General features: G+C 72.8%; 24 protein-coding genes and 2 tRNA genes. 18 read left to right on the forward strand and 8 right to left on the reverse strand.

Annotated features, from left to right (window positions below; all coding sequences use genetic code 11):
• Nucleotides 1–38: 38 nt before the first annotated feature.
• Nucleotides 39–212, forward strand: coding sequence for a hypothetical protein (locus tag Cba03nite_RS19445; RefSeq protein ID WP_203748082.1), 174 nt, complete (start codon nt 39–41; stop codon nt 210–212).
• A gap of 73 nt (nt 213–285) precedes the next feature.
• On the opposite strand, the gene Cba03nite_RS19450 is transcribed toward Cba03nite_RS19445, so the two are convergent.
• The gene (locus Cba03nite_RS19450; protein ID WP_239125870.1) at nt 286–609 is read right to left on the reverse strand and encodes an FmdB family zinc ribbon protein; all 324 of its coding nucleotides are present in this window, start codon (nt 607–609) and stop codon (nt 286–288) included.
• An 86-nt stretch (nt 610–695) separates the two neighbouring features.
• A complete protein-coding gene (locus Cba03nite_RS19455; protein WP_203747921.1) occupies nt 696–1,307 on the reverse strand; it encodes a 5-formyltetrahydrofolate cyclo-ligase in 612 nt (203 codons plus the stop codon).
• 86 nt (nt 1,308–1,393) lie between these two features.
• Between Cba03nite_RS19455 and Cba03nite_RS19460 the strand changes: the two genes are divergently transcribed.
• From Cba03nite_RS19460 to Cba03nite_RS19485, 6 genes are all read left to right on the forward strand, one after another.
• A complete protein-coding gene (locus Cba03nite_RS19460) occupies nt 1,394–3,796 on the forward strand; it encodes a GGDEF domain-containing protein (RefSeq protein WP_239125871.1) in 2,403 nt (800 codons plus the stop codon).
• A 9-nt stretch (nt 3,797–3,805) separates the two neighbouring features.
• Nucleotides 3,806–4,777, forward strand: a complete 972-nt coding sequence (locus tag Cba03nite_RS19465) for a UTP--glucose-1-phosphate uridylyltransferase (RefSeq protein WP_203747923.1) — start codon at nt 3,806–3,808, stop codon at nt 4,775–4,777.
• A gap of 1 nt (nt 4,778) precedes the next feature.
• Complete coding sequence (locus Cba03nite_RS19470; RefSeq protein ID WP_203747925.1) at nt 4,779–6,083, forward strand: molybdopterin molybdotransferase MoeA; 1,305 nt, start codon at nt 4,779–4,781, stop codon at nt 6,081–6,083.
• Nucleotides 6,080–6,703: a GNAT family N-acetyltransferase gene (locus tag Cba03nite_RS19475; protein ID WP_203747927.1), complete on the forward strand. Its 624-nt coding sequence runs from the start codon at nt 6,080–6,082 to the stop codon at nt 6,701–6,703. The genes Cba03nite_RS19470 and Cba03nite_RS19475 overlap by 4 nt, the downstream gene beginning before the upstream one ends.
• 130 nt (nt 6,704–6,833) lie before the next feature.
• Nucleotides 6,834–7,634 (forward strand): divisome protein SepX/GlpR, encoded by an 801-nt coding sequence (gene sepX / locus Cba03nite_RS19480; protein WP_203748074.1) that lies wholly within the window; start codon nt 6,834–6,836, stop codon nt 7,632–7,634.
• 160 nt (nt 7,635–7,794) lie between these two features.
• Nucleotides 7,795–7,871 (forward strand) — tRNA-Ala (locus Cba03nite_RS19485).
• A gap of 113 nt (nt 7,872–7,984) precedes the next feature.
• Here the strand turns inward: Cba03nite_RS19485 and Cba03nite_RS19490 are convergent.
• Complete coding sequence (locus tag Cba03nite_RS19490; RefSeq protein ID WP_239125872.1) at nt 7,985–9,511, reverse strand: dolichyl-phosphate-mannose--protein mannosyltransferase; 1,527 nt, start codon at nt 9,509–9,511, stop codon at nt 7,985–7,987.
• A 75-nt stretch (nt 9,512–9,586) separates the two neighbouring features.
• Between Cba03nite_RS19490 and rsmI the strand changes: the two genes are divergently transcribed.
• Nucleotides 9,587–10,429 (forward strand): 16S rRNA (cytidine(1402)-2'-O)-methyltransferase, encoded by an 843-nt coding sequence (gene rsmI / locus Cba03nite_RS19495; RefSeq protein ID WP_203747929.1) that lies wholly within the window; start codon nt 9,587–9,589, stop codon nt 10,427–10,429.
• 125 nt (nt 10,430–10,554) lie between these two features.
• On the opposite strand, the gene Cba03nite_RS19500 is transcribed toward rsmI, so the two are convergent.
• Entirely contained in the window at nt 10,555–12,021 is a 1,467-nt protein-coding gene (locus Cba03nite_RS19500) for a hypothetical protein (RefSeq protein WP_203747932.1), read from the reverse strand.
• Nucleotides 12,022–12,133: 112 nt separating this feature from the next.
• Here Cba03nite_RS19500 and metG point away from each other — a divergent pair, with 112 nt between their 5' ends.
• Nucleotides 12,134–13,909, forward strand: a complete 1,776-nt coding sequence (gene metG, locus Cba03nite_RS19505) for a methionine--tRNA ligase (protein ID WP_203747935.1) — start codon at nt 12,134–12,136, stop codon at nt 13,907–13,909.
• Here the strand turns inward: metG and Cba03nite_RS19510 are convergent.
• Entirely contained in the window at nt 13,906–15,132 is a 1,227-nt protein-coding gene (locus Cba03nite_RS19510) for a hypothetical protein (RefSeq protein ID WP_239125873.1), read from the reverse strand. The two genes, metG and Cba03nite_RS19510, sit on opposite strands and share 4 nt — an antisense overlap.
• 85 nt (nt 15,133–15,217) lie before the next feature.
• Here Cba03nite_RS19510 and Cba03nite_RS19515 point away from each other — a divergent pair, with 85 nt between their 5' ends.
• Complete coding sequence (locus Cba03nite_RS19515; RefSeq protein WP_203747938.1) at nt 15,218–16,072, forward strand: TatD family hydrolase; 855 nt, start codon at nt 15,218–15,220, stop codon at nt 16,070–16,072.
• A gap of 30 nt (nt 16,073–16,102) precedes the next feature.
• Nucleotides 16,103–17,428, forward strand: coding sequence for a cytochrome P450 (locus Cba03nite_RS19520; protein WP_203747941.1), 1,326 nt, complete (start codon nt 16,103–16,105; stop codon nt 17,426–17,428).
• A gap of 60 nt (nt 17,429–17,488) precedes the next feature.
• On the opposite strand, the gene Cba03nite_RS19525 is transcribed toward Cba03nite_RS19520, so the two are convergent.
• Nucleotides 17,489–17,842, reverse strand: coding sequence for a DUF805 domain-containing protein (locus Cba03nite_RS19525; protein ID WP_203747944.1), 354 nt, complete (start codon nt 17,840–17,842; stop codon nt 17,489–17,491).
• A 201-nt stretch (nt 17,843–18,043) separates the two neighbouring features.
• Here Cba03nite_RS19525 and rsmA point away from each other — a divergent pair, with 201 nt between their 5' ends.
• From rsmA to Cba03nite_RS19550, 5 genes are all read left to right on the forward strand, one after another.
• A complete protein-coding gene (gene rsmA, locus Cba03nite_RS19530; RefSeq protein WP_239125874.1) occupies nt 18,044–18,919 on the forward strand; it encodes a 16S rRNA (adenine(1518)-N(6)/adenine(1519)-N(6))-dimethyltransferase RsmA in 876 nt (291 codons plus the stop codon).
• Between the two features lie 10 nt (nt 18,920–18,929).
• Nucleotides 18,930–19,886 (forward strand): 4-(cytidine 5'-diphospho)-2-C-methyl-D-erythritol kinase, encoded by a 957-nt coding sequence (locus Cba03nite_RS19535; protein ID WP_203747947.1) that lies wholly within the window; start codon nt 18,930–18,932, stop codon nt 19,884–19,886.
• A gap of 7 nt (nt 19,887–19,893) precedes the next feature.
• Nucleotides 19,894–21,696 carry an ABC-F family ATP-binding cassette domain-containing protein gene (locus tag Cba03nite_RS19540; protein WP_203747950.1) on the forward strand — a complete coding sequence of 601 codons (1,803 nt, stop codon included), beginning with the start codon at nt 19,894–19,896 and terminating at the stop codon, nt 21,694–21,696.
• A gap of 65 nt (nt 21,697–21,761) precedes the next feature.
• On the forward strand, nt 21,762–22,223 hold the full coding sequence (locus tag Cba03nite_RS19545) for a DUF4383 domain-containing protein (RefSeq protein ID WP_203747953.1): 462 nt from the start codon (nt 21,762–21,764) through the stop codon (nt 22,221–22,223).
• Between the two features lie 49 nt (nt 22,224–22,272).
• Nucleotides 22,273–22,767 (forward strand): DUF4383 domain-containing protein, encoded by a 495-nt coding sequence (locus Cba03nite_RS19550; RefSeq protein ID WP_203747956.1) that lies wholly within the window; start codon nt 22,273–22,275, stop codon nt 22,765–22,767.
• A gap of 3 nt (nt 22,768–22,770) precedes the next feature.
• Here Cba03nite_RS19550 and Cba03nite_RS19555 read toward each other — a convergent pair whose 3' ends face one another.
• Both Cba03nite_RS19555 and Cba03nite_RS19560 read right to left on the reverse strand, forming a co-directional pair.
• On the reverse strand, nt 22,771–23,376 hold the full coding sequence (locus Cba03nite_RS19555) for a TetR/AcrR family transcriptional regulator (protein ID WP_203748081.1): 606 nt from the start codon (nt 23,374–23,376) through the stop codon (nt 22,771–22,773).
• Between the two features lie 128 nt (nt 23,377–23,504).
• Entirely contained in the window at nt 23,505–24,494 is a 990-nt protein-coding gene (locus Cba03nite_RS19560; RefSeq protein WP_203747959.1) for an acyl-CoA desaturase, read from the reverse strand.
• Nucleotides 24,495–24,664: 170 nt separating this feature from the next.
• Between Cba03nite_RS19560 and Cba03nite_RS19565 the strand changes: the two genes are divergently transcribed.
• Together Cba03nite_RS19565 and Cba03nite_RS19570 are read left to right on the forward strand one after the other, a co-directional pair.
• Nucleotides 24,665–25,375, forward strand: coding sequence for a helix-turn-helix domain-containing protein (locus Cba03nite_RS19565; protein ID WP_203747961.1), 711 nt, complete (start codon nt 24,665–24,667; stop codon nt 25,373–25,375).
• Nucleotides 25,376–25,389: 14 nt separating this feature from the next.
• A tRNA-Gln gene (locus Cba03nite_RS19570) sits at nt 25,390–25,461 on the forward strand.
• The last annotated feature ends 11 nt before the right edge of the window (nt 25,462–25,472 follow it).

A 25,472-nucleotide genomic window follows, 5' to 3' on the forward strand; every position in this document is an offset into this window, starting at 1 on the left:
GCGTGGTGACCGTGCGGCGCGGGTCCTATGCTGCGCTGGTGAGCAGTGAGGCCTTCCCCGCCGGTGGCGACGACGACCGCGTCGTCGAGCTGGACGACGACACGCCCGTCCTGCCCGAGCAGACCCGTGAGGACACGGACCGGGGCTGGGGTGAGCGGTCGTGGACCAACGACGACCGGCTGCGGGACGAACGTCCTCCGCACTGGGACTGATCACCCGCTTCGGCGACGGCGGAGCCTGGGCACCGCCGTACTATAACGCCGAACCGGACGATACCGTCGAAAATCAGGCGGCAGCGCTCGTGGAGCTGCTCGACGAGCTGCTGCTGGTGCTGCTGCTCGACGGCGTGCTGCTCGACGAGCCGCCGCTGCTGCTCGACGAGGTCGAGGCCGCGGGGGCCGAGCCGGAGCCGCCGCCGCGCGAGTCGGTGCGGTAGAAGCCGGAACCCTTGAACACCACGCCGACCGAGGAGAACAGCTTGCGCAGGGAGCCCTCGCAGGTCGGGCACACGGTCAGCGGCTCGTCCGCGAACGACTGCACGGCCTCCAGCTGGTGGCCGCAAGCGGTGCAGGCGTACTGGTAGGTGGGCACGTTCCCCTCCATGATCATTGCTGGCACTCTGGTGTACCGAGTGCTAATAGTGCCTGACACCCGGCCGGGAAGCCAAGTGTCTGTCGCCGACCCCACTGCCGCGGTCAGCCGGGAATGCGCACCAGGCCGGACGGCATGAGCACGCCGGTCACCCGCTGATCGTGCGGCTCGGCGGGCACCCGGTCCACCAGCTCCCCCTCGTGGAGCAGCGCGATCACCGCCGTGCCCGGCCGGACCCGGGCCAGCGCGCGGTCGTAGCTGCCGCCGCCGCGCCCCAGCCGCAGCCCGGCCCGGTCGACGGCCAGCGCGGGCACCAGCACCAGTGCCGCCTCAGTGATACCCGTCACGCCACAGCGCGGGCCGGTGGGCTCGCGCAGGCCGAAGGCGGCCGGGGCGAGCGCGTCCGGGCCGGTGTACGCGGCCCAGTCCAGGTCGCGGTCCGGCCGCAGCACCGGCAGCAGCACCCGGGCCACGCCGGGCAGGGCGGCCAGCCGGTCGGGCAGCCCGGGCCCGCCGGGCTCGCCGGGCATCGGCACGTACGCGCAGACGGTCCATCCAGCGTCCGGTGGGACCAGGGCGGACAGTCCTGCCGCGAGTGCCGCGTCGGCGGCCGCGACGGCCTCCGGGGTCATCGCGCGGCGGGCGGCGAGCAGCGGCAGGCGCGCCTCCCGCTTGGCCGCCGCGGACGGCACCGAAAAAACGGAATATTCACTCATAACGTCCTCAGTGGGTACATCCGTCGCATCCTGGCGCGGCGTCGGCCGTTGACACCGATGACTTCACCGCCGCCGAGGGGGAAAGTGTGACACTGCGCGCACGGCTCACCACCGCATTCCTGGCGGTGGTCCTCAGCCCCGTCCTGATCGGTGCCCTCTTCGTGGGCACCATGGTCAGCAAGCTCTCCCACGAGCGGGCCACCGAGCGGCTCACCGTGGCCGCCGGCTCGGTGCGCACTTCGGTCGGCGCGCTCTGCGGCCAGCTGCGCGCCGTCGCCGAGGGCGTCGCCGCGGCCCCGGCCGACCAGCGCCTGGCCACCGCCCAGCGCATGGTCTCGGCCGGGCTGGCCGACGGCGTGCACATCGACAACGGCGTCGACGGCGCCACCACCGCGCAGGCGCCCGCGCCGCCGTGGGCCGACTGCGCCGGGCCCGACCCGCAGGTCGTCTCCGACGCGGTGTCCGGCTTCGAGGCGCTGTCCGCGCGGGTGCCGGTGGCCGGGCCGGGCGGCGAGCCCACCGGGACCGTCTCGGCCGCGATCGCCGTGGACGGCGACCTCGTCCGCCGCCTGGCGCAGGCCAGCGGCGCGCAGCTCACCCTGCTGCCCGGCGCGGGGCTGGCCCCCGGCGCGGGGGCCGCGGCGCCCGAGCCCGACCTCGCCGAACTGCCGGACGACACGTTCGCGGACGACGCCGCCGAGGACGGTGTCGGCGCGACCCTCGGTGATGCGGCGGGCGAACTCGCCGGGGCCGCCGCGGGTGACGTCACCGGCGCGGCCGCGGGCGGCCTGCCGGTCGACGACCCCACCGCCGACGGCCCGAACCAGCCGCTCGGCGATCCGGCCGCGATGGCGGGGGAGCCCGGCGGCGAGGCCGGTCCGCAGACCGTGCCGCTCGATCCGGCCCCCGCGCCGCCGCCCGCGGCCGCCGGGCCGGTGCACACCACCATGCTGGGCAGCGACGCCGCCACGGTCACCGGGTACGCCGCGACGCTGGGCGAGGGCGCAATCGGCGCGGCGGGCAACGGGCACCTCGTCGCGCGCCTCGGGCCGGTGCCCGGGGAGCCGCTGCCGCTGGCCGTCTCGCTGCCGGCGCGCCCGCCGACCGGTCTCTACCTGCTGCTCACCGTGGTCGTGCTGGTCACCGCCGCGGTGGCGGTGACGGTGGCGTGGTGGCTCGCGCGCACCGCGACCGAGCCGGTGGTCGAGCTGGCCCTGGCCGCCGACCGCGTCGCCGGGGGCGACCTGGACGCCCGGGTGCCGGTGCGCGGCAACGACGAGATCGGCCGCCTGGCCACCGCGTTCAACCACATGACCCGCGAGCTGCACACCTACGTCGCCGCGCTGACGGCCAGCCGCGACCAGTTGCGTGGGCACCTGGGCGTGCTGGGCGACACCCTGTCCAGCACGCACGACCTGGACCGGATCCTGCGCGTCATCCTGCAGACCGCCCGGCACGCCACCGGCGCGTCGGCGGGCGTGGTGCTGCTGGCCGACCCGGCCACCGGGGCGCTGGTCGGCCAGTGCACCGAGGGCCTGTCCGAGCAGTGGACCACCGGCGAGCGGGGCACCCTGCGGGTGCCGTACGGGCTGGGCCTGACCGGCTCGGTCGCGGCCACGGGCGTGCCGCGCATCGGCCGCGTCGAGCACGACGGGCCGCGGCTGGACCCGGGCGAGCCCGACTGCCGCACGTACATGGTGGTGCCGTTCTCGGCTCCGGGGCTGGGCGAGGCGAGCGCGTTCCCGCAGCCGGGGGCGCTGCCCGCGGCGCGCGGCGTGCTGGCCCTCTACGACCGGCTGGGCCGCGACGAGTTCGACGACTCCGATCTGGTCACCCTGCGCACCTTCGCCGGGCAGGCCGCCGTGGCGGTGGACAACGTACGCGTACACGAGGAGGCCCAGCGGCTGTCCGTCACCGACCCGCTGACCGGCCTGTTCAACTACCGTTCGCTGCGCGACTCGCTGCGCCGGGAGTCCGAGCGCGCCGCCCGGTTCGGCCGGCGGCTGTGCGTGCTCGCGCTGGACCTGGACCGGTTCAAGGAGATCAACGACAGCTACGGCCACGCCGCCGGCGACGCCGTGCTCGCCGAGTTCGCCCAGCGCATCCGGTACGAGATCCGCGAGGTCGACGTGGCGTTCCGGCACGGCGGCGAGGAGTTCGTGGTGCTGCTGCCGGAGACCGACGAGGTGGGCGGCGTCGCGGTGGCCGAGCGGCTGTGCGACGCGGTGCGCCGGGAGCCGATCGTGGTCCCGGCGCGCGACGGCGGAGCGGACCTCTACATCAAGGTCACCGTCTCGATCGGACTGGCCGTACTGCCGGATCACGGACAGCAGGGCGCGGCGGTGCTCCAGGCCGCCGACGAAGCCCTGTACGCGGCCAAGGCCGCAGGCCGGGACACGTTCCAGGTGGCCGCCCTCGGCGGGCTCCTCTTGGCTTCCGGCGGCGCGTCGAGCAGCCCACAAGCCCCCAGACAGGCTCGGGGCCGTTAGTCTCGCGACATGTCGGAGCACACCCCCAGCGCAGAGCCTCAGGCCGCGCACGTGGATTCCCACGGAGCACGGGCCACCAAGGCGGTCATTCCCGCGGCGGGTCTGGCGACCCGGTTCCTCCCGGCCACCAAGGCGGTGCCGAAGGAGCTGCTGCCGGTCGTCGACCGGCCGGTGCTGCAGTACATCGTGGAGGAGGCGTCGCGGTCCGGGATCAACGACGTCCTGCTGATCACCGGACGCGGCAAGACCAGCATGGTCGACCACTTCGACCGCCAGCCGTACCTGGAGGCGCGGCTGGAGGCCAAGGGCGACATGGAGCGGCTGGCCGCGGTGCGGGGCACCTCGGAGCTGGCCGAGATCTACACCTGCCGCCAGGGCGAGCCGCTCGGCCTGGGCCACGCGGTCTCGTACGCCGAGTCCCATGTGGGCGACGCGTCGTTCGCGGTGCTGCTGGGTGACGAGTTCACCGAGGAGTCCCAGCCGCTGCTGCCGCAGATGCTGGACCTGCAGGCGCGCACCGGCGGCATCGTGCTCGCCTTCATCGAGGTGCCCGACGACCAGGTCAACCGGTACGGCATCGCGTCGGTCAGCGACGCCGAGGCCGACTACGCCGACGTGGAGAACGTGGTCCGGGTGACCGGCCTGGTGGAGAAGCCCGCCCGCGAGGAGGCCCCGAGCAACCTGGCCGTCGTCGGCCGGTACGTGCTGCCCGGCGCGATCTTCGACGCGATCCGCCGCACCAAGCCCGGCAGCGGCGGCGAGATCCAGCTCACCGACGCCATGGCGCTGCTGCTGGCCGAGGGCACTCCGGTGCACGGCATCATCTACCGGGGCCACCGCTACGACACCGGCATGCCGCTGGGCTACCTGCAGGCCGTCGTGCAGCTCGCCAGCGAGCGCGACGACCTCGGCCCCGCGTTCACCGAGTGGCTGAAGTCCTTCGTCGCCGGCCTCGACCGCAATGCGGGGAAGGCCGCCTGACATGACCGCCACGGTCAGGTCCACACCGGACCCCGTCCATCTCGACCCGGCTCCGGCCGAGGGCGAGCTGACGCCGCTCGCCGACTACCTGGGCAGTGTGCTGCGCAGGCTGCGGGCGCTGCCGGCGCTGGACCTGGACCTGACCCAGGCGCACGGGAACGTGCTGGCCGACAACGTCGTGGCGGCGCACCCGTACCCGGCCTTCGACCAGGCCGCGATCGACGGATACGCGGCCCGGTCGGAGGACATCGCCGCGGCCGCCGCCGGGCGGCCCGCCCGGTTGAACGTGGTGGGGGACCTCGCCGCGGCCAGCTGGCGGCCCGCCCGGCTCACGCCCGGCACCTGCTTCTCCGTCGCGGCCGGGGCGGCGCTGCCGCTGGCCGCCGACGTCGTGGTGCCGATCGGCTGGACCGACCAGGGTATGGCCTCGGTCGAGGTGCACCGGGCCGCCAAGCGCGGCTACGGGGTGCGCCGCATCGGCGAGATCGTCGCCGAGGGCGCGGTGCTCGCGCGGGCCGGCACCACGGTCACCCCGGCGCTGGTCGGGGCGCTGGCCGCGAGCGGCATCGGGCACGTCGTGGTGCGCCCGAGCCCGCGCGTGGTCATCGTCTCCACCGGCGACGAGCTGGTCGAGGCGGGCCGGGTGTCGCAGCCCGGCCAGGTCGTCGACGTCAACTCGCACGCGCTGACCGCGGCCACCGCCGAGGCGGGCGCGCACGCGTACCGTGTCGGGATCTGCGACGACGACCCGGAGGCGCTGCGGGCCCTGCTGGAGGACCAGACGCTGCGGGCCGACCTCATCATCACCACCGGCGGGTCCGGCACCGGCCCCGGCGACATGGTGCGGCGCATCCTGTCCCGCCGCGACGGCAGCCGGGCCGGGATGGTCAGCTTCACCGACGTGTCCCTGTATCCCTGCGGCACGCTCGGCTTCGGCACGGTCGGCAGCACCGAGGAGGTGCCGATCGTGTGCCTGCCCGGCGAGCCCGGCGCGGCGCTGATCGGCTTCGAGGTGCTGGCCCGGCCGGTGATCCAGGTGCTGGCCGGGGCAGAGCCGGTGTTCCGGCCGTCGGTGCGCGGGCACCTGCTGGAGACCGTGGCCTCCCCGGGCGGCCTGCGCGAGTTCCGCCCGGCCCTGGTCGCCGAGCGCCGTGGGGGCGGCTACACCGTGCAGCCGCTGCCGGGGGGAGCCCGTACCCTGGCCGGTATGGCCGAGGCGAACGGACTTCTCGTGCTGGGTGAGCGGGTCACCAGCGCGGCGGCGGGCTCCACCGTGGACGTACTGCTGCTGGACCGCAGGCGATGAATGTAGTGGGATACCCGGCGGTGCTGACCGACGGGGACATCGTGCTGCGGCCGTACCGGCGGGGTGACGCGGCGCAGTGGGTCGAGGTGCGCAACTACAACGAGGCCTGGCTGCGCCAGTGGGAGGCGACCCCGCCCGCGCCGTGGGCCGAGCTGAACTCGGCCGGGGCGTTCCACATGATCCGCCGGGCGATGCGCCGCGCCGCCCGCGACGGCGAATCGATGCCGTTCGCGATCTGCGTACGCGATCAGGGGCGCGAGCGCTTCGTCGGGCACATCAACCTGGGCAGCATCGTGCGCCGGGCGTTCTCGTCGGCGTACTGCGGATACTGGATCGACTCGCGGGTGGCCGGGCGCGGCATCATGCCCACGGCGCTCGCCCTCGTGGTCGACCACGCCTTCGGTCCCGGCCGCCTGCACCGCGTCGAGGTCAACATCCGGCCGGAGAACAAGCCCAGCCGGCGCGTGGTGGAGAAGCTCGGCTTCCGTGAGGAGGGTTACCACCCGCACTACATGTTCATCGACGGCGCCTGGCGCGACCACATCGGATACGCGCTCACCTGGGAGGACGTCGCCAAGGAGGGTGGCCTGACGGCCCGCTGGCGGCGCATGCGCGGCTGAATCGGGCCTCACCTTCACCGGTGTGGCGCTACCCGATCCGGTGATCACAACCGTAGGCTCCCCTTACTGGAAGTCTTACGGTGGCCGATCGATGGTCGGTCCGCCGCATTAGGTGACGGGAGGGGTGAGGGTGCCGACCTCGGTGCTCCTCGCCGTCCTCGCCGCTGCGGGCCTGCTCGCTCTCGCCCCGGCGCTGGTGCGCCGGTACGACGCCACCGAGCGGCTGGTGGCGGAGCGGGCGATCTCGACCGCGCGGGTGCTGTCGCGCCGGCGCCGCCGCCGCACCGTGCCCGGCCGCCGCCCGATCCGGCCGCCGCGGGCGGTGTGCGCCGCGCCCGTGTCCGCGCCGCCCGCCCAGCACACCGCCCGGCCCGGCCGCCGTCCCGGCGAGGACAGCCTGCCCGGCCCCGCGCGCACCGCCCTGCGCCTGGTCGGCCACGGTGAGCGCGCCCGGCCCCGGCCGCGCCGCCGCCACCGGCCCGCCGTGTACCGCCGCCGCCGGCTGCTCGCCGGGCTGGCCGGCCTCAACCTGGTGCAGCTGGCCGGAGTGGTGCTGGTCAGCCCCGGCTTCCTGATCAGCCTGTCGGTGACCGGGTCGGCGCTGCTGCTGTACGTCGCCCACCTGCGCGGCCAGGCGCTGCGTACGGCGCGGCGGCGCCGGGCCGAGGAGCGGCAGGCGCAGTGGCTCGCCGAGCAGCAGGCGCAGGTGCGGCTGGCCCAGCGCCGCCGCGCCGAGGCCCGCCGCGAGGCCGCCCGGCTGCTCCAGGAGGAGCTGCTGCGCGCCCAGGAGCGGCTGGCCGCCCTGCAGGCCCAGGCGGAGTCGCTGGAGGCCGAGGCCGCGCCCCCGCCGCCACGCGTCGCCACCATCTCCTACCGGGGCCGCCAGGGCGGCGTACGCGGCAAGCCGTACCACGCCGGGCCTGCGGCCTAGGGGAGTTGATCGCGATCTCGTGTCAGAAGGTGTGGTCCGGCCGCACTTCACGACACGAGACGCCGATCTTCACGACGTGACCCGCGACGCAGGGGGTAGTGATTCGCGAACGCCGGGCAGACCTGCTAACCTTGGCCGGTCCGTTACGGCGGGCCGACTCGGGGACGTGGCGCAGCCCGGTAGCGCACCTCGTTCGCATCGAGGGGGTCAGGGGTTCGAATCCCCTCGTCTCCACCAGAGTCAGAAGCCGCCTCCCTGTCAGGGAGGCGGCTTCTTCCGTATCCGGGCCACCCTCGACACGAAGAAGGCCCGCAGCGCGCGCCACGGGCCCTCTCACGCCGCCTATCGGATCAGATCCACAGGTTGCCGAGGATCATGCGCTTGTTCCAGTCCACGTACGGGATCGACTGGCCCACGTAGATCGGGTAGAACAACGCGAAGTTGATGACGACCAGCAGTACGAACGCCCCGAACACCACCGAGCCGATCAATTGCCGGTTCTCGCTGATCGTCTTGCCCGGCGCCGCCGTCATGATCGCGCCGAACGCGAACACCACGGCCAGGATCAGGAACGGCTCGGCCGGCAGGGCGTAGAAGTAGAACATCGTGCGGTTCGGGAAGAAGAACCACGGCACCAGCGCGAACGCGGTCATCGCCAGGATCGCGCCGGCCCGCCAGTCGCGGCGGGCGATGCCGAACCAGATCGTCGCGCCGATCGCGGGCAGGAAGCTCCACCACAGCAGCGGCGTGCCCAGCAGCAGCACCTCCGCCGCGCACTGCTCCACGCCGCAGCCCGGGTCGCCGGACCAGTAGAACGCCACCGGGCGGCCCAGCAGCAGCCACTGGATCGGCGCCCAGTGCCCCACCGACTGGTACGTGTGCTCCGAGCTGAGGCCCTCGTGGAACTTGAGCGCCTCCTCGTGGTAGTGCTTCAGGCTGCTGAACCAGTTGTCCGACCAGTCGCGGTAGTAGCCGCCCTCGTTGAGGATCCAGCCGCTCCAGGTGGCCAGGTAGACGCCGAGCACGATCGGGATCGCGGCCAGCACCCAGCCGCCCTCGTCGAGGATCGCGTCGCGGATCGGGTGGCGTACGCCGACGGCCCGCCGGGCGCCGACCTCCCACCACATCACCAGCAGCACGAACACCGGCGCGAAGGCGAGCGCCGACCATTTCACGCCGAGCGCGCAGCCGAGCATCACGGCCGCCAGCAGCCGCCACCACGGCACCGCGAACGCCGGGCGGCTGCCCCTGCCCCGGCCCGCCGGGTCGCCGCCCGCCTCGACGAAGCGCAGCCACCGTAGCCGGCGCTGGTCGCGGTCGAGCACCAGGGCGCCGAAGGCGGCCAGGATGAAGAACATCAGGAACATGTCCAGCAGCGCCGTGCGCGACAGCACGAAGTGCATGCCGTCGAACGCCATCAGCAGGCCCGCCGCGCAGCCCAGCACCACCGAGCCGAACATGCGCATCGCGATCCGGGTGAACATCAGCACCGACACGGTGCCGAACACCGCCGCCGCCAGCCGCCAGCCCGCCTCGTTATAGCCGAGGACCTGCTCGCCCAGCCCGATGATCCACTTGCCCAGCGGCGGGTGCACCACATAGCCGGCCGTGTTGTTCTTCTCGTCCCACTCGAACCCCTTCTCCCACAGCCAGTGGGCGTCGGTGGCGTAGTAGGTCTCATCGAAGATCTTGCCCGGCGGCCGGGCCAGGTTGTACAGGCGCAACACGCCCGCGAGGAAGGTGACCGCCAGCGCCGCCAGCCACGCGTACGGGTCGAGCCGCTGCTCAAGGGGCAGCAGGCGCCGCCGCACGACGCTGAGCACGTGCGGCTCGGTAGAGGTGGGCGCCTGCTGGGGCGCCGTCGCCGTCTGGGTCACGGTAGGGATCGTAGGCTGAAAAACTCGGAATCGGCTCCCTCGGTTCACCGCGGGCGCGAAATGTATGGAACGAAGGTGGAACTGATGGCCGAAACCGGCGGCCTGGTGCTCTGCGGCGCGCCCCTCGGCAACCCCGCGGACGCGTCCCAGCGGCTGAGAGAGGTGCTCGCCGAGGCCGACCTCGTCGCGGCGGAGGACACCCGGCGGCTGCTCCGGCTCGCCAAGGACCTCGACGTCGCCGTCGGCGGCCGGATCGTCTCCTACTTCGAGGGCAACGAGGAACGGCGTACCCCCGAACTGGTCGAGGCGATGCGGGAGGGTCAGCGCGTCGCCCTGGTCACCGACGGGGGCATGCCCAGCGTCAGCGACCCCGGCTACCGGCTCGTCGCCGCCGCGCTGGACGCGGGCCTGCCGGTGACCTGCGCCCCCGGCCCCAGCGCCGTCACCACCGCGCTCGCCCTGTCCGGCCTGCCCTGCGACCGCTTCTGCTTCGAGGGCTTCCTGCCCCGCAAGGGCGGCGAACGCCGTGCCCGCCTGGCCGCCCTGGCCACCGAGGAACGCACCCTGGTCCTGTTCGAGTCCACCCACCGCATCGCCGACACCCTGGCCGACCTGGTGGCCGCCTTCGGCGGCGACCGCCGCGCCGCCCTGTGCCGCGAGCTGACCAAGACCTATGAAGAGATCCGCCGAGCCACCCTCGCCGAGCTGACCGAGACCGACGAGTTCCGCGGCGAACTCACCCTCGTCATCGCCGGCGCCACCCCCACCCCCGCCACCCGCCCCACCGACGAAACCCTGCTCGCCGAGATCGAGTCCCACATCACCGCGGGCCTCTCCCGCCGCGACGCCGCCACCGCCGTAGCCACCGCCCACAACCTCCCCCGCCGCGACATCTACACCCTCGCCACCCGCCGCTGACCCCACCTAAAACGTCGATCTTGCGTGAACTGTGGGTGCGACACGCCCGTTCCGGGCATATCCCCAACAGTTCGCGCAAGATCGACGTGATCTTGAGGGCGGGTGTGGTGGGGTGGGTGGGGTGGTTAGAAGGTGGCGGCTAGGAAGCCGATGGTGATTAGGAAAGGGCCGGCGAAGGCGAGGCCGGCGGCGGCGAGGCGCTGGCGGCGTTCGGGCAGGCGCAGCGCGCCGGTGGCGAAGACGATGGCGACGGAGCAGAGCAGGACCAGCGACAGGCCGACGATCCAGCGCAGGTGCAGGCCGCCGGTGCCGTTGCTGACGTACGCCCGGTGGCTGTTCTCGCCGACCATGCGGGCGGGGGCGCTCAGGCCCTCGGCCTGTCCGGGCGGGCCGAGCACGTCGACCGAGACGGCGGTGAAGTCGCGGGACGGCGTGGCGAACTCGCCGACGCAGCGCTGCAGCAGCCCGCTGCCCGCGCAGCTGGTCACGGTCAGCGTGCCGGCCCGGCCGTGCCCCACCGCGAGCCACAGCGGCTCCGCGCTGACCCAGCTGAAGAACGCCGCGAGCAGCGCGAACAGGATGAGCAGCGGCATCGCGACCCGCGCCCGGCGGGGTGCGCGCGGCGGCCTGCTCCGCTTGGCCGCGGGGCGCGGCTCGGCGCGCACCCTGCCGCCGTGCAGCCGCGGGTCGACCCAGGGCTCGCGCGGCACCTCCTGCACCGGCATGGTGAAGGCCTCGGTGGGCGTGGACGCGGGCGGCTGGGGCGGCTGCGGGGCGGCGGCGAGTTCGAGCGGGGCGGCGTGGGCGGCTCGCGGGTCCGGCTGACCCGGCAGGGCCGGACCGTGCGGTCCGCGCACCACCTCGGCCGGGATGGCGGGTCCGGCCGGCAGGGCGCCGCCCGCGACCGTGCCCGCCGGGTACACGTCCCCGTGCACGACCGCCGTGGAGGTGTGCGGCAGGTGCTCGTCGAAGTCGTCGATGATCGCGTACTGGTCGAAGACCTCGTCCGGGTCGGGCTGCCTGGCCGCCGTGGCGTACCGGGGCGGCAGCCCGCCGGGTTCGGGCAGGTCGAGATCGAACCGCCCGGTGGGCTCGCCGAGCCACGACGGGTGCTCCCGCACGGAGGCGTGCGCCGGTTCCAGCCGGATCACGCGCCTGCCCGGCGCCGCGGACGGAGCCTGCTCGGCCGGTCCCGCGCCGCCGGGGTCCGGACCGAGCGTGACGCTTTCCGCGGCGGCCACACCGGCCGTGACGCCTTCCGTGACACCTTCCGTGACGGCCGCATCGGGCCCGCCGGTCACCGCGTCCTGTTCCTCGACGGCGACCCGGCCGCGCGTCGCGGCATCGGCGGCCTGGCCGGAGACTCCGGTGGCCGTGCGGGTCGAGGCGGCGGCCTCCGCGGGCGGTGCGGCCTCCGGCGGGGCCGGGGGCGGGTACAGGGCGACCAGGCCCGGGGGCGGTGGCGGGCAGGGCGGCGGGGAGTGCTCGCCCGGCCAGGAGGGACGGTGGTCGTCGCGGGGCGATCGGGCCCGGTCGGGCTCGATCCGCGGGGTGGATTCGACGGGCGCGAGGCTATCGACGTTATCCCTCATACCTGGTCATTTCACTCCAGTCGGACACTCGACAGCCGGATTTGCCGGGCGTGTCGCCCGAGGTGTCAACCGGTGCACGGGCCAGGCACGGGCTTCACTACGCTGGTTCGTTATGAGTCACGTTCTCGCCGCGGTCGCCTGGCCTTATGCGAACGGCCCGCGCCACATCGGTCATGTCTCCGGTTTCGGAGTGCCCTCCGACGTCTTCAGCCGGTACATGCGCATGGCGGGCCACGACGTGCTCATGGTCTCCGGCACGGACGAGCACGGCACGCCGATCCAGGTGCAGGCCGACGCCGAGGGCATCACGCCCCGGGAGGCGGTCGACAAGTACAACCGCATGATCGTCGAGGACCTGCACGGCCTCGGGCTGGCGTACGACCTGTTCACCCGGACCACCACGCGCAACCACTACGCCGTGGTGCAGGAGCTGTTCACCGCGCTGTTCGACAACGGGTACGTGATCGCGAAGACCACGCAGGCCGCGATCTCCCCGTCGACCGGCCGCGGCCTGCCCGACCGGTACATCGAGGGCACCTGCCCGATCTGCGGTTACACCAGCGCCCGCGGCGACCAGTGCGACAACTGCGGCAACCAGCTGGACCCGATCGACCTGATCAACCCGAAGTCGAAGATCAACGGCGAGACGCCGCAGTTCGTCGACTCGGAGCACTACTTCCTGGACCTGTCCGCGTTCGCCGAGGCGCTGGGCGCCTGGCTGGACACGCGTGAGGGCTGGCGGCCGAACGTGCTGCGCTTCTCCCGCAACCTGGTGGACGACCTGCGCCCGCGCGCGATCACGCGGGACCTCGACTGGGGTGTGCCGATCCCGAAGGAGGGCTGGGACACCAAGCGCTTCTACGTGTGGTTCGACGCGGTCATCGGCTATCTGTCCGCCTCGATCGAGTGGGCGCGCCGCTCCGGCGACCCGGACGCGTGGCGGAAGTGGTGGCAGTCGCCGGACGCCCGGTCGTACTACTTCATGGGCAAGGACAACATCGTCTTCCACTCGCTGATCTGGCCGGCCATCCTGCTCGGCTACGACGGCAAGGGCGACAAGGGCGGCAAGCCGGGCGAGCTGGGCGAGCTGGGCCTGCCCACCGAGGTCGTGTCGAGTGAGTACCTGACCATGGAGGGCCGCAAGTTCTCCTCGTCGCGCCGGGTCGTCATCTACGTGCGCGACTTCCTGGCCCGCTACGACGCCGACGCGCTGCGCTACTACATCGCGGTGGCCGGGCCGGAGACCACCGACACCGACTTCACCTGGGCCGAATTCCTGCGCCGCAACAACGACGAGCTGGTCGCGGGCTGGGGCAACCTGGTCAACCGCACCATCGCGATGGCGTCGAAGAACTTCGGGGGGGTACCCACTCCCGGCGCGCTCACCGAGGACGACACCACGCTGCTGGCCACGGTGCGCGGCGGCTTCGAGACGGTGGGCGGCCTGCTGGGCAACCACAAGCAGAAGGCCGCGATCAACGAGGCGATGCGCATCGTCGGCGAGGTCAACAAGTACCTGTCCGACCAGTCGCCGTGGAAGCTCAAGGGCGAGGACGAGCGGGAGCGGCTGGCCACCATCCTGCACACCGCGCTGCAGGCGGTGACCGACTGCAACACGCTGCTGACGCCGTTCCTGCCGCACGCCGCGCAGAAGATCCACACGCTGCTCGGCGGCCAGGGTGTGCACGCGCCGATGCCGGAGATCGTCGAGGTCCCCGACCTGGACGGCGGCCCGGCGTACCCGATCCTCACCGGCGACTACACCGTCGGCGCGAAGTGGGAGCCGCGCGACATCGCCGCGGGCACGCCGCTGAGCGCGCCCACGCCGGTGTTCCGCAAGCTGGACCCGTCCATCGTGGACGAGGAGCTGGCCCGCCTGGAGGCCTAGAGCGGGTAGCGGATGTCGACGTCCTGGGCGTCGGTGACCTCGGTCGCCGGCGCCCAGGCCTCGTAGACGCCCCGCTCGTAGCACTGCGCGCCGAGTGCGGCCACGTTCTGCGGGTCGGGGCGGCACAGCCGCAGCCGGACCCAGTTGCTGTCGGCGGCCAGCACGGTGCACGGTGCGCCGCGCCAGTGGGCGTAGCGGGTGCGCCGCCGCAGCGACTCCACCGGGTAGCGGGCGGCCCGGCTCATCGCCAGCACCCGGAACTCCTCCGGCGGGTCGGCGACGGCCTCGTAGTCCTCGCCCCGGAACGTGCCGATCAGCCTGCTGAACACCGGATCGGTGCGGGGGACCGGCAGGTACTCCTGGTCCGCGCTGATCTCGCGCAGGGGGTGCAGCAGCCGCCGCCACTTCGGGCCGGCCAGCCGCAGCCAGCCCCGCTGCTCGGGCTGGAAGGTGTAGAGCACGATCTCGGTGCCGTCGGGCACGTACGCCACCAGCGCCGCGTGCGCGGGCAGCGGCAGGTCGGCGAAGTCGGCGGTGATCCACTCCGGGATCAGCTCGCTGCTGCTGGGGGCGAAGCCGGTGCCGAGCACGGCCGCGCCGACCCGGTCGTGCGGCGGCATGGCGACCAGCCCGGCCACCGCCTCCCCGGCCGACGGCATGTAGTCGCGCGGGTCCACGGCCCGCCAGCGCAGCACGTACGCGATCTCGTCGGCGGGCTCCTGCGCCCCGGTGCCGCCCGCGCCGAGCACGGCCAGCTCGGCCGGGGTGCGCAGGTGCGCGATGTCCCACTCGCGGTAGCAGAAGCCGTGCGGCAGCCGCCCGCGCAGCAGCGCGATGACCCCGTCGGGGCTCAGCGGCATCACCATGCGGGTGCCGCGGCGCACCACGGCGCTGGCCCGCACCGAGCCGATCAGCTCGGCGGCCTGCCGGTCGCGCGGCGGCCGCTGGCTCATCCGGTGCACGTTGTCCCAGCTCATGGCGCGCGACAGCGGCGCGCAGAGGGGCGACTCGGGGGTCGACGCCGCGTGGTGGCCCGCGGTGACCTCGGCGGCGGGCACGAAGCGGTGGTACGCCCAGCGGCCGGGCAGGTCCATACGCAGGAAGCCCGGCGCGGGCGCCTCGCTGAACAGCTCGTAGGCCCCGCCGCCGGCGACGGCCTCGGCGGGGTAGGCGCGGCCGTCCACGAGGACCGTGCCGGGCTCGGTGTCATTGACGGTCGTCACGGATTCCGACGCTAATCCTCACGGGTGCAGAGAAGATGAACACCGGCTGAACAGACACGCTTGGTGAGAGTGAGATCATGTCCCGGTGACCGAAGACCGTGCCGCCCGCGCCGCGCAGCGCCGGTGGGAGTCGTTCCCGCCCGCGCCGGAGCCGCTGCCGTACCCCGTGCTGGACAGCCACACCCACCTCGACATCGTCGCCGAGGACGGCGGCGACCCGGCCACCCAGATCGGAGCCGCGGCGCAGGTCGGCGTGGACCGGCTGGTGCAGGTCGGGGTCGACGTGGCCTCGTCGCGCTGGGGGGTGGCCTGCGCCCACGAGCACGCCGCGGTGGTGGCGACGGTCGCGCTGCACCCGAACGAGGCGCCGCGGCTGGCCGATCTGGACGGTGCGCTCGACCAGATCGCCGCGCTGGCACAGGACCCCCGGGTCCGGGGCATCGGCGAGACCGGGCTCGACTTCTTCCGTACCAAGGAGGAAGGACTCAAGCCCCAGGAACGCAGCTTCCGCGCGCACATCGCCCTGGCCAAGGCGGTCGGCAAGCCGCTGGTCATCCACGACCGGGACGCGCACGCCGACATCCTGCGGGTGCTCGACGACGAGGGCGCGCCGCAGACCGTGGTGATGCACTGCTTCTCCGGGGACGAGGCGTTCGCCGCCGAGTGCGTGCGCCGCGGCTTCGTGCTCTCCTTCGCGGGCACGGTCACCTTCAAGAACGCGCCGCACCTGCGCGCCGCGGCCGCGCTCACCCCGCCGGAGCAGATCCTGGTCGAGACGGACGCGCCCTACCTGACGCCGATGCCGCACCGGGGCCGCCCCAACGCCTCCTACCTGATCCCGCTGACGGTGCGGGCGCTGGCCGAGGCCAAGGGCATGCCGCTGGCCGACATGTGCCACGCGATCTCCGGCAACGGGGACCGGATCTTCGGACCCTGGTGACGTTCGCGCCGGTCGCCTAGCCTCGTCGATGTGACGACCGCCACCATGCCCTCGCCGCCGGGGTTGCCCCTCATCGGACACCTGCGCGAGATGAACCGCGACATGCCCGGCTTCCTGCGCCACGCCGCCCGCACGGCGGGGCCGGTGTGCCGGGTCAGGATGGGTCCACTGTCGATGGTGCTGGCCGGTGATCCGAAACTGGTGCACGAGATGCTGGTCGACCGGCCGCAGGAGTTCGCCAAGTCGTGGCGCACCGCCCGGCTCATCTCCGGCCACGTCGGCGACGGCCTGCTCACCCGGGAGGGCGCCGAGCACCGCCGGCACCGCCGCCTGATGCTGCCCACCCTGCACACCCAGCGCATCGCGCGGTACGGCGACATCATGGTCGGCGAGTCGCACCGGCTGCTGGAGTCCTGGCCGGACGGCCGGCGCATCGAGGTCGTCGAGGAGATGACGCAGCTGACCCTGCGCATCGTCGGCACCTCACTGTTCACCGTGGACGACGACGGCGACGAGATGTTCGCCGCCGTGCACGACTTCGTGAACTCGCTGAACGCGTACCTGCTGTCCTTCGGCCTGCTGCCCACCTGGGTGCCGACCAGGACCCACCGCTGGCGCAAGGCCAGCGTCGCCCGGATGGACCGGCTGTCGTACGACCTGATCCGGCTGCGCCGGGAGCGCGGCGGCGACGGCGGCGACCTGCTCTCCATGCTGATCCAGGCCAGGGACCCCGAGGGCGGCCCGGCGCTCACCGACACCGAGATCCGCGACGAGCTGCTCACCATGTTCTTCGCCGGGCACGAGACCAGTGCGACCGCGCTGACCTGGGCGTTCTATGAGCTGGCCCGGCAGCCGGAGATCGCCGAACGGCTGCGCGCCGAGGTCGCCGAGGTGCTCGGCGAGCGCCCCGCCACCATGGCCGACCTGCCGCGGCTGCCCTACCTGGGCCAGGTGGTCAAGGAGACGCTGCGCCGCTGGCCGCCGGGCTGGCTGTTCGACCGGACCCCGGTCGCCGAGACGCAGCTCGGCGGGTACACCGTGAAGCCGGGGCAGGTCATCTTCTTCAGCCCGTACGTGATCCACACCGATCCGGCGTACTGGCCCGAGCCCGACGAGTTCCGGCCCGAGCGGTTCGCCGCGGGCGCCGAGATCCCGCGCGAGGCGTACCTGCCGTTCGGCGACGGCCCGCGCATCTGCGTCGGCAACCGGTTCGCCGAGGCCGAGATCGCGCTGGTGCTGGCCACCATGGTGCCCCGGGTGTCGCTCTCGCTCGATCCGGGGCAGACCGTGCAGCCGCAGGGCCAGGCCACCATCCGTCCCAAGGGCGGCCTGCGCATGACCGTGCGCCGCCGCTGACCGCACGCACGCGGACGCCCCGCCCTCGACGGCCGAGGACGGGGCGTCCGCGTCTGCGGGTCAGGCGACCTTGGGGTCCGCGCCGTACATGTTGGCCTGCCGGTCACCCGCGGTGGTCAGCAGCGCCAGCAGCCAGAAGCTGCCGATGATCGGCACGAACGAGATGAAGTACCAGCCGCCCGAGCGGTTCGTGTCGTGCAGCCGCCGCACCGTCACCGCGATCGTCGGCAGCAGCGTGCCCAGCAGGTAGGCGAGGTAGAGGTAGTAGAAGGCGTCCGCCTGCGTGCTGCCGAACAGCATCAGCAGCGCGAAGATCACGACGACGTGGATGAGCGTGAACATCCAGAACTCCTTGCGGCGAGCCCGCCCGGAGAACGTCACGTAGTTCTTCAATACGTTCAGGTACCAGTTCACTTGCGGTTTCCTCCCGTGATCGAACAAGTGCGCCGACCATAGACATCTGAAGATCACCGGACAACGGCCGAAAGTGGGCTCCGGCGCGGCGGAACGCCTGGCCGGGTCTGCCGACTCGGATGATCGACATGTCGCGGCGTGCGGCGGCCGGTTCCGGCGGCTGCGTGCCGCCCCGCACGGGCTCGCCGATAGCCTGGTGTGGTGACGGTTGAACAGGCAAGACTGCTCGGCCCGGCGGAGATCCGGGAGCTGGCGGCACGGCTCGGCGTCGCGCCGACGAAGAAGTTCGGGCAGAACTTCCTGCACGACCCCAACACCATCCGGCGCATCGTCGCCGCTGCCGAGCTGGACCCGGCCGACGTCGCCGTCGAGGTCGGCCCCGGGCTCGGCTCGCTCACCCTCGGGCTGCTGCCCGCGGTGTCCCACGTGCACGCGGTCGAGATCGACCCGCCGCTGGCCGTGGCCCTGGCCGCCACCGTCGCCGAACGCGCGCCGGGTCTCACCGGGCGGCTCACCGTCCACAATGGCGACGCGATGCGGGTCACCGCGGCCGAGTTCGATCCCGCGCCCACGGCGCTGGTCGCGAACCTGCCGTACAACGTCGCGGTGCCCGTGGTGCTGCACCTGCTCGCCGAGCTGCCCGGCATCCGGCACGGGCTGGTCATGGTGCAGAAGGAGGTCGCCGACCGGCTCACCGCCCCGCCCGGCGGCCGGATCTACGGTGTGCCGTCGGTGAAGCTCGCCTGGTACGCGTCCTCGCGCCAGGCCGGGAAGGTGCCGCCCGCGGTGTTCTGGCCGGTGCCCAACGTCGACTCCGGACTGGTGTCGTTCACCCGGCGCGAACCGCCCCGCGGCGACGTCGCCCGCGAGGAGGTCTTCGCGGTGGTGGACGCCGCGTTCGCGCAGCGCCGCAAGACGCTGCGCGCGGCGCTGGCCGGCTGGGCGGGCAGCGCGCCCGCGGCGGAGGAGCTGCTCCGCGCCGCCGGCATCGACCCGGCCACCCGCGGCGAGCAGCTCGACGTACACGCCTTCGCGGCGCTCGCCGCCGCGCGTAGCCGGGTCCGGGGCGGCCAGTAGGCTGGGCGGCGTGACAGAGGCGTGGACGCTCGGCGGCGACGACGATGACCTGGCAGGAGCCTCGTCAGGCCCGGTCCGGGTCAGGGTGCCCGCGAAGATCAACCTCCACCTGGGGGTCGGCCCGCTGCGCCCCGACGGCTACCACGAGCTGCACACCGTGTACCACGCGATCTCGGTCTACGACGAGGTCACCGCGCGGCCCGGGGACACGCTGAGCCTGACCATGCAGGGTGAGGGCGTCGGCGAGCTGGAGCTGGACGACAGCAACCTGGTCATCCGCGCCGCGCACGCGCTGGCCGCCTCCGCCAAGGTCCCGGCGCGGGCGCGGCTGCACCTGCGCAAGTCGATCCCGCTGGCGGGCGGCCTGGCGGGCGGCTCCGCGGACGCGGCGGCGACGCTGGTCGCCTGCGACGCCCTGTGGGGCACCGGCCTGAGCCGCGAGGAGCTGGCCCGGATCGCCGCCACGCTCGGCTCGGACGTGCCGTTCCTGCTGTACGGCGGCACCGCCCTGGGCACCGGCCACGGCGAGGCGGTCAGCCCGGTGCTGGCCCGCGCCCACCGCTGGCACTGGGTGGTCGCCATCGCCGAGGGCGGCCTGTCCACCCCGCAGGTGTACGGCGAACTGGACCGCATGCGCGCGGCCGGCTCGGCGCCCGCCCCGCTGGGCTCCAGCGACGACCTGCTGAGCGCGCTGCGCCAGCGTGACCCGGCGGTGCTCGGCGCGGCGCTGGGCAACGACCTGCAACCCGCCGCGCTGTCGCTGCGCCCGGCGCTGGCCGACACGCTGGACGTGGGCGAGAAGGCGGGCGCGCTCGCCGGTCTCGTCTCCGGCAGCGGCCCGACCTGCGTGTTCCTGGTGCGCGACGAGGCACACGGCGGCGACCTCTCCGACGCGCTGCGCGAGTCCGGGCTGTGCCGGGCCGTGCAGCAGGCGTACGGAGCGGTGCTCGGCGCCCGGATAGGCTGACCACACCATGGCCAACATCATCAATCTGGACCGGGTCGGCAAGGGCTACGGCCCGACCGGCCCGCTGCTCACCGACGTCTCCCTCGGCCTCGACGACGCCGACCGGATCGGCGTGGTGGGCCTCAACGGCTCCGGCAAGTCGACGCTGCTGCGGATGCTGACCAAGGCCGAGGAGCCGGACTCCGGCCGCGTCACGCACCGCCGCGACCTGCGCGTCTCCGCGCTACCGCAGGCGCTGGAGCTGTCCCCGGGCGCGACCGTGCGCGACGTGGTGCTGGGCGACGCCTGGCTGCCCGCCGCGTTCGAGGCCGAGCACGAGTGGGCCGGTGACGCGGGCGTGCGCGCCATCCTCGACGGCCTCGGCATGCCCGGCCTGGGCCTGGACACCCCGGTCGGCCCGATGTCCGGTGGCGAGCGGCGGCGCATCGCGCTCGCGGCGCTGCTGGTGCGCCCGGCCGACCTGCTGATCCTTGACGAGCCCACCAACCACCTCGACATCGCGGGGGTGAACTGGCTGGCCCGCTACCTCAACGAGCGGCTCAAGGGCGCGCTCGTGGTGGTCACCCACGACCGGTGGTTCCTCGACGGGGTCTGCAACCGCATCTGGGAGGTCGCCGACCAGCAGGTACGCGCCTACGACGGCGGCTTCGCCGCGTGGATCCTGGCCCGCGCCGAGCGGGAGCGGGTCGCCGCGGTGACCGAGTCCCGGCGGCAGAACCTGCTCCGCAAGGAGATCGCCTGGCTGCGCCGCGGCCCGCCGGCCCGGACCTCGAAGCCGAAGTTCCGCATCGACGCCGCGAACGCGCTGATCGCCGACGTGCCCGCGCCCCGCGACCAGGTGACGCTGGCGAAGCTGGCCACCGCCCGGCTGGGCCGCCAGGTGTACGAGCTGGACGACGTCACCCTGCACGCGGGCCCGAAGCTGATCCTCGACCACGTGACCTGGCACGTCGGCCCCGGTGACCGGATCGCCCTGCTCGGCGCGAACGGCGCGGGCAAGTCGACGCTGCTGCGGCTGCTGGCCCGGGTCACCGACGCGCCCGGCTTCCGGGCCGGGCAGACCGTGCGCCCCGCGTTCCTGTCCCAGGAGCTGGCCGAGCTGCCCGGCGAGCTGCGCCTGCTGGAGGCCGTCGAGCAGGTGGCCCGGCGGGTCAAGCTCGGCGACCGGGAGCTGTCCGCGGCCCAGCTCGCCGAGGTGTTCGGCTTCACCGACCGGCGGGTGTGGACGCCCGTCGCGGACCTGTCCGGTGGCGAGCGCCGCCGCCTGCAGCTGCTGCGCCTGCTCGCGGGCGAGCCGAACGTGCTCATCCTCGACGAGCCCACCAACGACCTGGACACCGACACCCTGGCCTCGCTGGAGGACCTGCTCGACACCTGGCCCGGCACGATGATCGTGGCCAGCCACGACCGCTACCTCGTCGAGCGCGTCTGCGACCAGGTGTACGCCCTGCTCGGCAACGCGAAACTGCGCCACCTCCCGGGCGGCGTGGACGAGTACCTCGCGCTCGTCGACGCCGACGCCGCGCCGCGGCCCGGTGGGACGGCGGCGGCCGCCGCCCAGCCCAAGGCCGAGCGGACCGGCGGGCCGAGCGCGGGGGAGATCCGGGCGGCGAAGAAGGAGTCGTCCCGCATCGAGCGGCAACTGGAGAAGCTCAACCAGCGCGAGGAGAAGCTGCACGCGCAGATGGCCGAGCACGCCACCGACTTCGCGAAGATCGCCGAGCTGGACGCGAGCCTCAAGGCGCTGCAGGACGAGCGGGGGCTGCTGGAGGACGAGTGGCTCAACCTGGCGGAGCTGCTCTCGGAGTAGCTCCGCGGGGGCGGCCTGATAGCCTCACGCCGCCCCTGACCCCTCGTACCACCCGGAGCCGCGACATGGCCTCGCACATGCCCGTCAACCACTCCCTGCGCCCGCTCTACCGCGGGCTGGCCCTGCTCGCGGGGCTGTTCGTGCTGGCGTTCGGGGTGCTCGGCTACCTGGAGACCCAGGGCGAGCCGCTCTTCGGCCAGGGCGACGCCCGCGCGCTCGGCCTGCGCACCAACCCCGCGTTCGCGTACGCCAGCCTCGGCGCGGGCGTCGCGGTGCTGCTCGCCACGCTCGTCGGCCGCAACCTGGACCGGTTCGTGAACATGTGGGTCGGCGCCGGGTTCCTCATCGCGGGCACCGCCATGATGCTGCTGATGCGCACCGAGTCCAACGTGCTCAACTTCACGATGGCCACCTGCCTCGTGTCGTACCTGATCGGCTCGGTGCTGTTCACCGCCGGCATGTACGTCAAGGTCGGCTCGGCCGCGAAGGCCGCCGCCGAGCAGGCCCACCGCCAGGGCGCGCACTGAATCGGTCGTTTCGGTCCCGCCGGGACACTTCCGGCGGGACACTGGCCGTATGCACCTACCGCTCAATCACCGGCTGCGGCCGCAATGGCGTTTCCTGGCGGGACTGTGCGGGGCGTACCTGCTGGTGTTCGGCATCGTCGGCGCCGTCCGCTCCGCCGGTGAGCCGTTCTTCAGCCGGGCCGACACCGACGCTCTCGGGCTCAAGACGAACCCGGCGTTCGCGTGGCTGTCCATCATCGTCGGCGCCGTCGTGCTCGGCGGGGCGTTCATCGGCCGCAACGTCGACCACTGGATCAACATGATCGGTGGTGCGGTGTTCCTGCTCGCCGGCCTGTTCATGCTGCTGCTGATGCAGACCCCGGCGAACAAGCTCAACTTCGAGGTGGCCACCACGGTGGTCTCGTTCATCATCGGCACGATCCTGCTGATCGCCGGGATGTACGGGAAGGTCGGCACCCCCGCCGAGGCCATCGCCGAAGAGGTGCTGCGGCACAGCACCCGCCCCGGGGACAAGTTCGCCGTCAAACCGCACGCGAACAAGTAGGGCTTACTTCTTGTCCTTGCGGGTCAGCAGGGCGGGCTTGGCCTCCAGGTGGGACAGGCCGTTCCAGCACAGGTTCACCAGGTGCGCGGCCACCGTCTCCTTGCGCGGCTTGCGCACCTCCAGCCACCAGCGGCCGGTCAGCGCCACCATGCCCACCAGCGCCTGCGAGTACAGCTCGGCGAGCTTCGGGTCGTAGCCCCGCGTCTTGAACTCGGCGCCCAGGATGTGCTCCACCTGGTGCGCGACGTCGTTCAGCACCGAGGAGAAGTTGCCCGACGAGGACATCACCGGCGACTCGCGCACCAGCACGCGGAAGCCGTTGGTCTCCTCCTCGATGTAGTCCAGCAGCGCCAGCGCCGCCTGCTCCAGCAGCTCCCGCGGGTGCCCCGCGGTCAGCGCGGTGGTGATCCGGGTCAGCAGCGAGGTGACCTCGCGGTCCACCACGACGGCGTACAGGCCCTCCTTGCCGCCGAAGTGTTCGTACACCACGGGCTTGGAGACCTTGGCCCGCGACGCGATCTCCTCGATGGACGTCGCGTCGAACCCCCGCTCGGCGAACAGCTGGCGGCCCACCGCGATCAGCTGCTCGCGCCGCTGGGAGAAGCTCATCCGCACCCGGGACCCGGCCTTCGGAGGCGCGGCCTGCCGGGCCGGCCTGGTCTCGCGTACGTCGTCAGCCACGCCCCCATCCTGCCAGGAGGACGGGGGCGTGGCCGGACTGCCTGTGGTCTCTACCGTCACCGGGCCAGCTTGGGCTGGGCGTCGCGGTCGATCATCTTGGCCTTGACCCGCTCGACCTTCGGCCACTTCACGTTGGTGGCCCAGCCGAACTTCTCGAACAGCCAGATCACCCGGGCCGAGATGTCGATCTGGCCGCGCAGCACGCCGTGCCGGGCACAGGTCGGGTCCGAGTGGTGCAGGTTGTGCCAGCTCTCGCCGAACGACAGGATCGCCAGCGGCCAGAAGTTCGACGCCTTGTCACCCTCGCGCATCTCGAACGGGCGCTCGCCGTACACGTGGCACACCGAGTTGATGGACCAGGTGACGTGGTGCAGCAGACCGATGCGGATCAGGCCGGCCCAGAAGAACGCGGTCAGCGCGCCCTGCCACGACCAGGTCACCAGGCCGCCGACGACGGCCGGGGCGAACGCGGTGGTCAGCGACAGCAGGCCGAACAGCTTGTCGACCTTCTGGATGTCCTTGTCGGCGACCAGGTCCGGCGCGAAGCGGGCCCGGTTGGACAGCTCACGGGCGAACAGCCAGCCGACGTGCGCGTGGAACATGCCCTTGGTCAGGCCCTTGAGCGAGTTGCCGAAGCGCCACGGCGAGTGCGGGTCGTCCTCGAGGTCGGAGTACTGGTGGTGGCGGCGGTGGTCGGCGACCCACTGGGTCGGCGAGCCCTGCACGGCCATCGCGCCCGCGACCGCCAGCGTCACCCGCAGCCAGCGGGTGGCCTTGAACGAGCTGTGCGTCAGGTAGCGGTGGTAGCCGACCGTGATGCCCAGCCCCGTCACCACGTACATCACCGCGAAGATCGCCACGTCGGTGCCGCTCAGCCAGCCGCCCCAGGCGACCGGGATCACCGCGAACAGCGCCAGGAACGGCAGGGTCACGAACGCCCAGAGCCCGATCAGGGTGCCCTTGGACTGCTGCCCCTCGGTGAGCGGCTTCTGTCCCCGCTGAGATGTGGCGGTGCCGGTGGGCGTGTCGATGGCAGTGGTGGTCATGGCACCTCGCTGGAGCTGGGGCGGAAAGTCTGAATCGGGCTACCTACGTCACCGTAACCTACGCAACCGTAGTTTGACAGGGGGCAGGCCCCCGAGAATTTGGTACGGCAGTCCCTACGCTGCTGGAGCGGCTGGCCGGAAGTGTCGTACGTCAGTTCTAACGTCACCGCGTGGCCAAGCCGGAACTACGTGCACAGGCGGAAGTGCTGCGACAGGCGGGGTGCTCGGTGCCGGACATCGCATCGAGGCTGGGCGTCGCCCGTTCCACCGCCTTTCAATGGGTGCGTCACATACCCCTCGACTCTGATGCCGAGGCCGCCGCGCGACGCCGCGCGCACTCGCGCGCCATGACCGATGCGCGCTGGAGCGCGCACCGTGTGCAGACCGCGCAGCGCAGGGAGCTCGCGCGAGACACCGGGCAGGCGGTCGTCGGCGAGCTGACCGAACAGGATCTTGCTCTGATCGGTGCGGTGATCTTCTGGTGCGAGGGGACCAAGGAGAAGCCCTGGCGGGCGAACGACGGACGCGTGACGATCACCAACACGGACCCCCGCCTGTTGCGGATCTTCATCCGCTTCCTGGAGTCGGCCGGAGTCAGCCGCAGCGAACTCACCTGTCGCGTGAGCATCCACGAGACCGCCGATCCGGACGAAGCGGCGCGCTGGTGGGCGGCCGAGCTCGGCGTGCCGCTGGAGTGCTTCCGGAAAGCCACCATCAAGCGCCACCGTCCCAGCAGCTCACGACACAACCAGGGAAGCGCATACCACGGATGCCTCGTGGTGACCGCACGGCGCAGGCGCGAACTCTACTGGCGGATCGAGGGGATCATCGACGAACTCGACCGCCGAACCGGTGCAGCATCCGCGGGCGAACCACGATAAGCTTTGGCGCCGGATGGGGCGTGGAGTAATGGCAGCTCACCAGACTTTGAATCTGGAAGGTCCTGGTTCGAATCCAGGCGCCCCAGCTAGCACAGTT

Origin of the sequence: Catellatospora bangladeshensis, assembly GCF_016862575.1 — a bacterium.
GTDB classification, from domain to species: Bacteria; Actinomycetota; Actinomycetes; order Mycobacteriales; family Micromonosporaceae; genus Catellatospora; species Catellatospora bangladeshensis.

Bases quoted from the DNA above. Each gene is read 5' to 3' on its own strand.
- Cba03nite_RS19450 (WP_239125870.1), bottom strand. From the start codon at position 609: ATGATCATGGAGGGGAACGTGCCCACCTACCAGTACGCCTGCACCGCT.
- Cba03nite_RS19455 (WP_203747921.1), bottom strand. From the start codon at position 1,307: ATGAGTGAATATTCCGTTTTTTCGGTGCCGTCCGCGGCGGCCAAGCGG.
- Cba03nite_RS19465 (WP_203747923.1), top strand. From the start codon at position 3,806: ATGTCGGAGCACACCCCCAGCGCAGAGCCTCAGGCCGCGCACGTGGAT.
- Cba03nite_RS19470 (WP_203747925.1), top strand. From the start codon at position 4,779: ATGACCGCCACGGTCAGGTCCACACCGGACCCCGTCCATCTCGACCCG.
- Cba03nite_RS19475 (WP_203747927.1), top strand. From the start codon at position 6,080: ATGAATGTAGTGGGATACCCGGCGGTGCTGACCGACGGGGACATCGTG.
- Cba03nite_RS19500 (WP_203747932.1), bottom strand. From the start codon at position 12,021: ATGAGGGATAACGTCGATAGCCTCGCGCCCGTCGAATCCACCCCGCGG.
- metG (WP_203747935.1), top strand. From the start codon at position 12,134: ATGAGTCACGTTCTCGCCGCGGTCGCCTGGCCTTATGCGAACGGCCCG.
- Cba03nite_RS19540 (WP_203747950.1), top strand. From the start codon at position 19,894: ATGGCCAACATCATCAATCTGGACCGGGTCGGCAAGGGCTACGGCCCG.
- Cba03nite_RS19545 (WP_203747953.1), top strand. From the start codon at position 21,762: ATGGCCTCGCACATGCCCGTCAACCACTCCCTGCGCCCGCTCTACCGC.
- Cba03nite_RS19550 (WP_203747956.1), top strand. From the start codon at position 22,273: ATGCACCTACCGCTCAATCACCGGCTGCGGCCGCAATGGCGTTTCCTG.
- Cba03nite_RS19555 (WP_203748081.1), bottom strand. From the start codon at position 23,376: ATGAGCTTCTCCCAGCGGCGCGAGCAGCTGATCGCGGTGGGCCGCCAG.
- Cba03nite_RS19560 (WP_203747959.1), bottom strand. From the start codon at position 24,494: ATGACCACCACTGCCATCGACACGCCCACCGGCACCGCCACATCTCAG.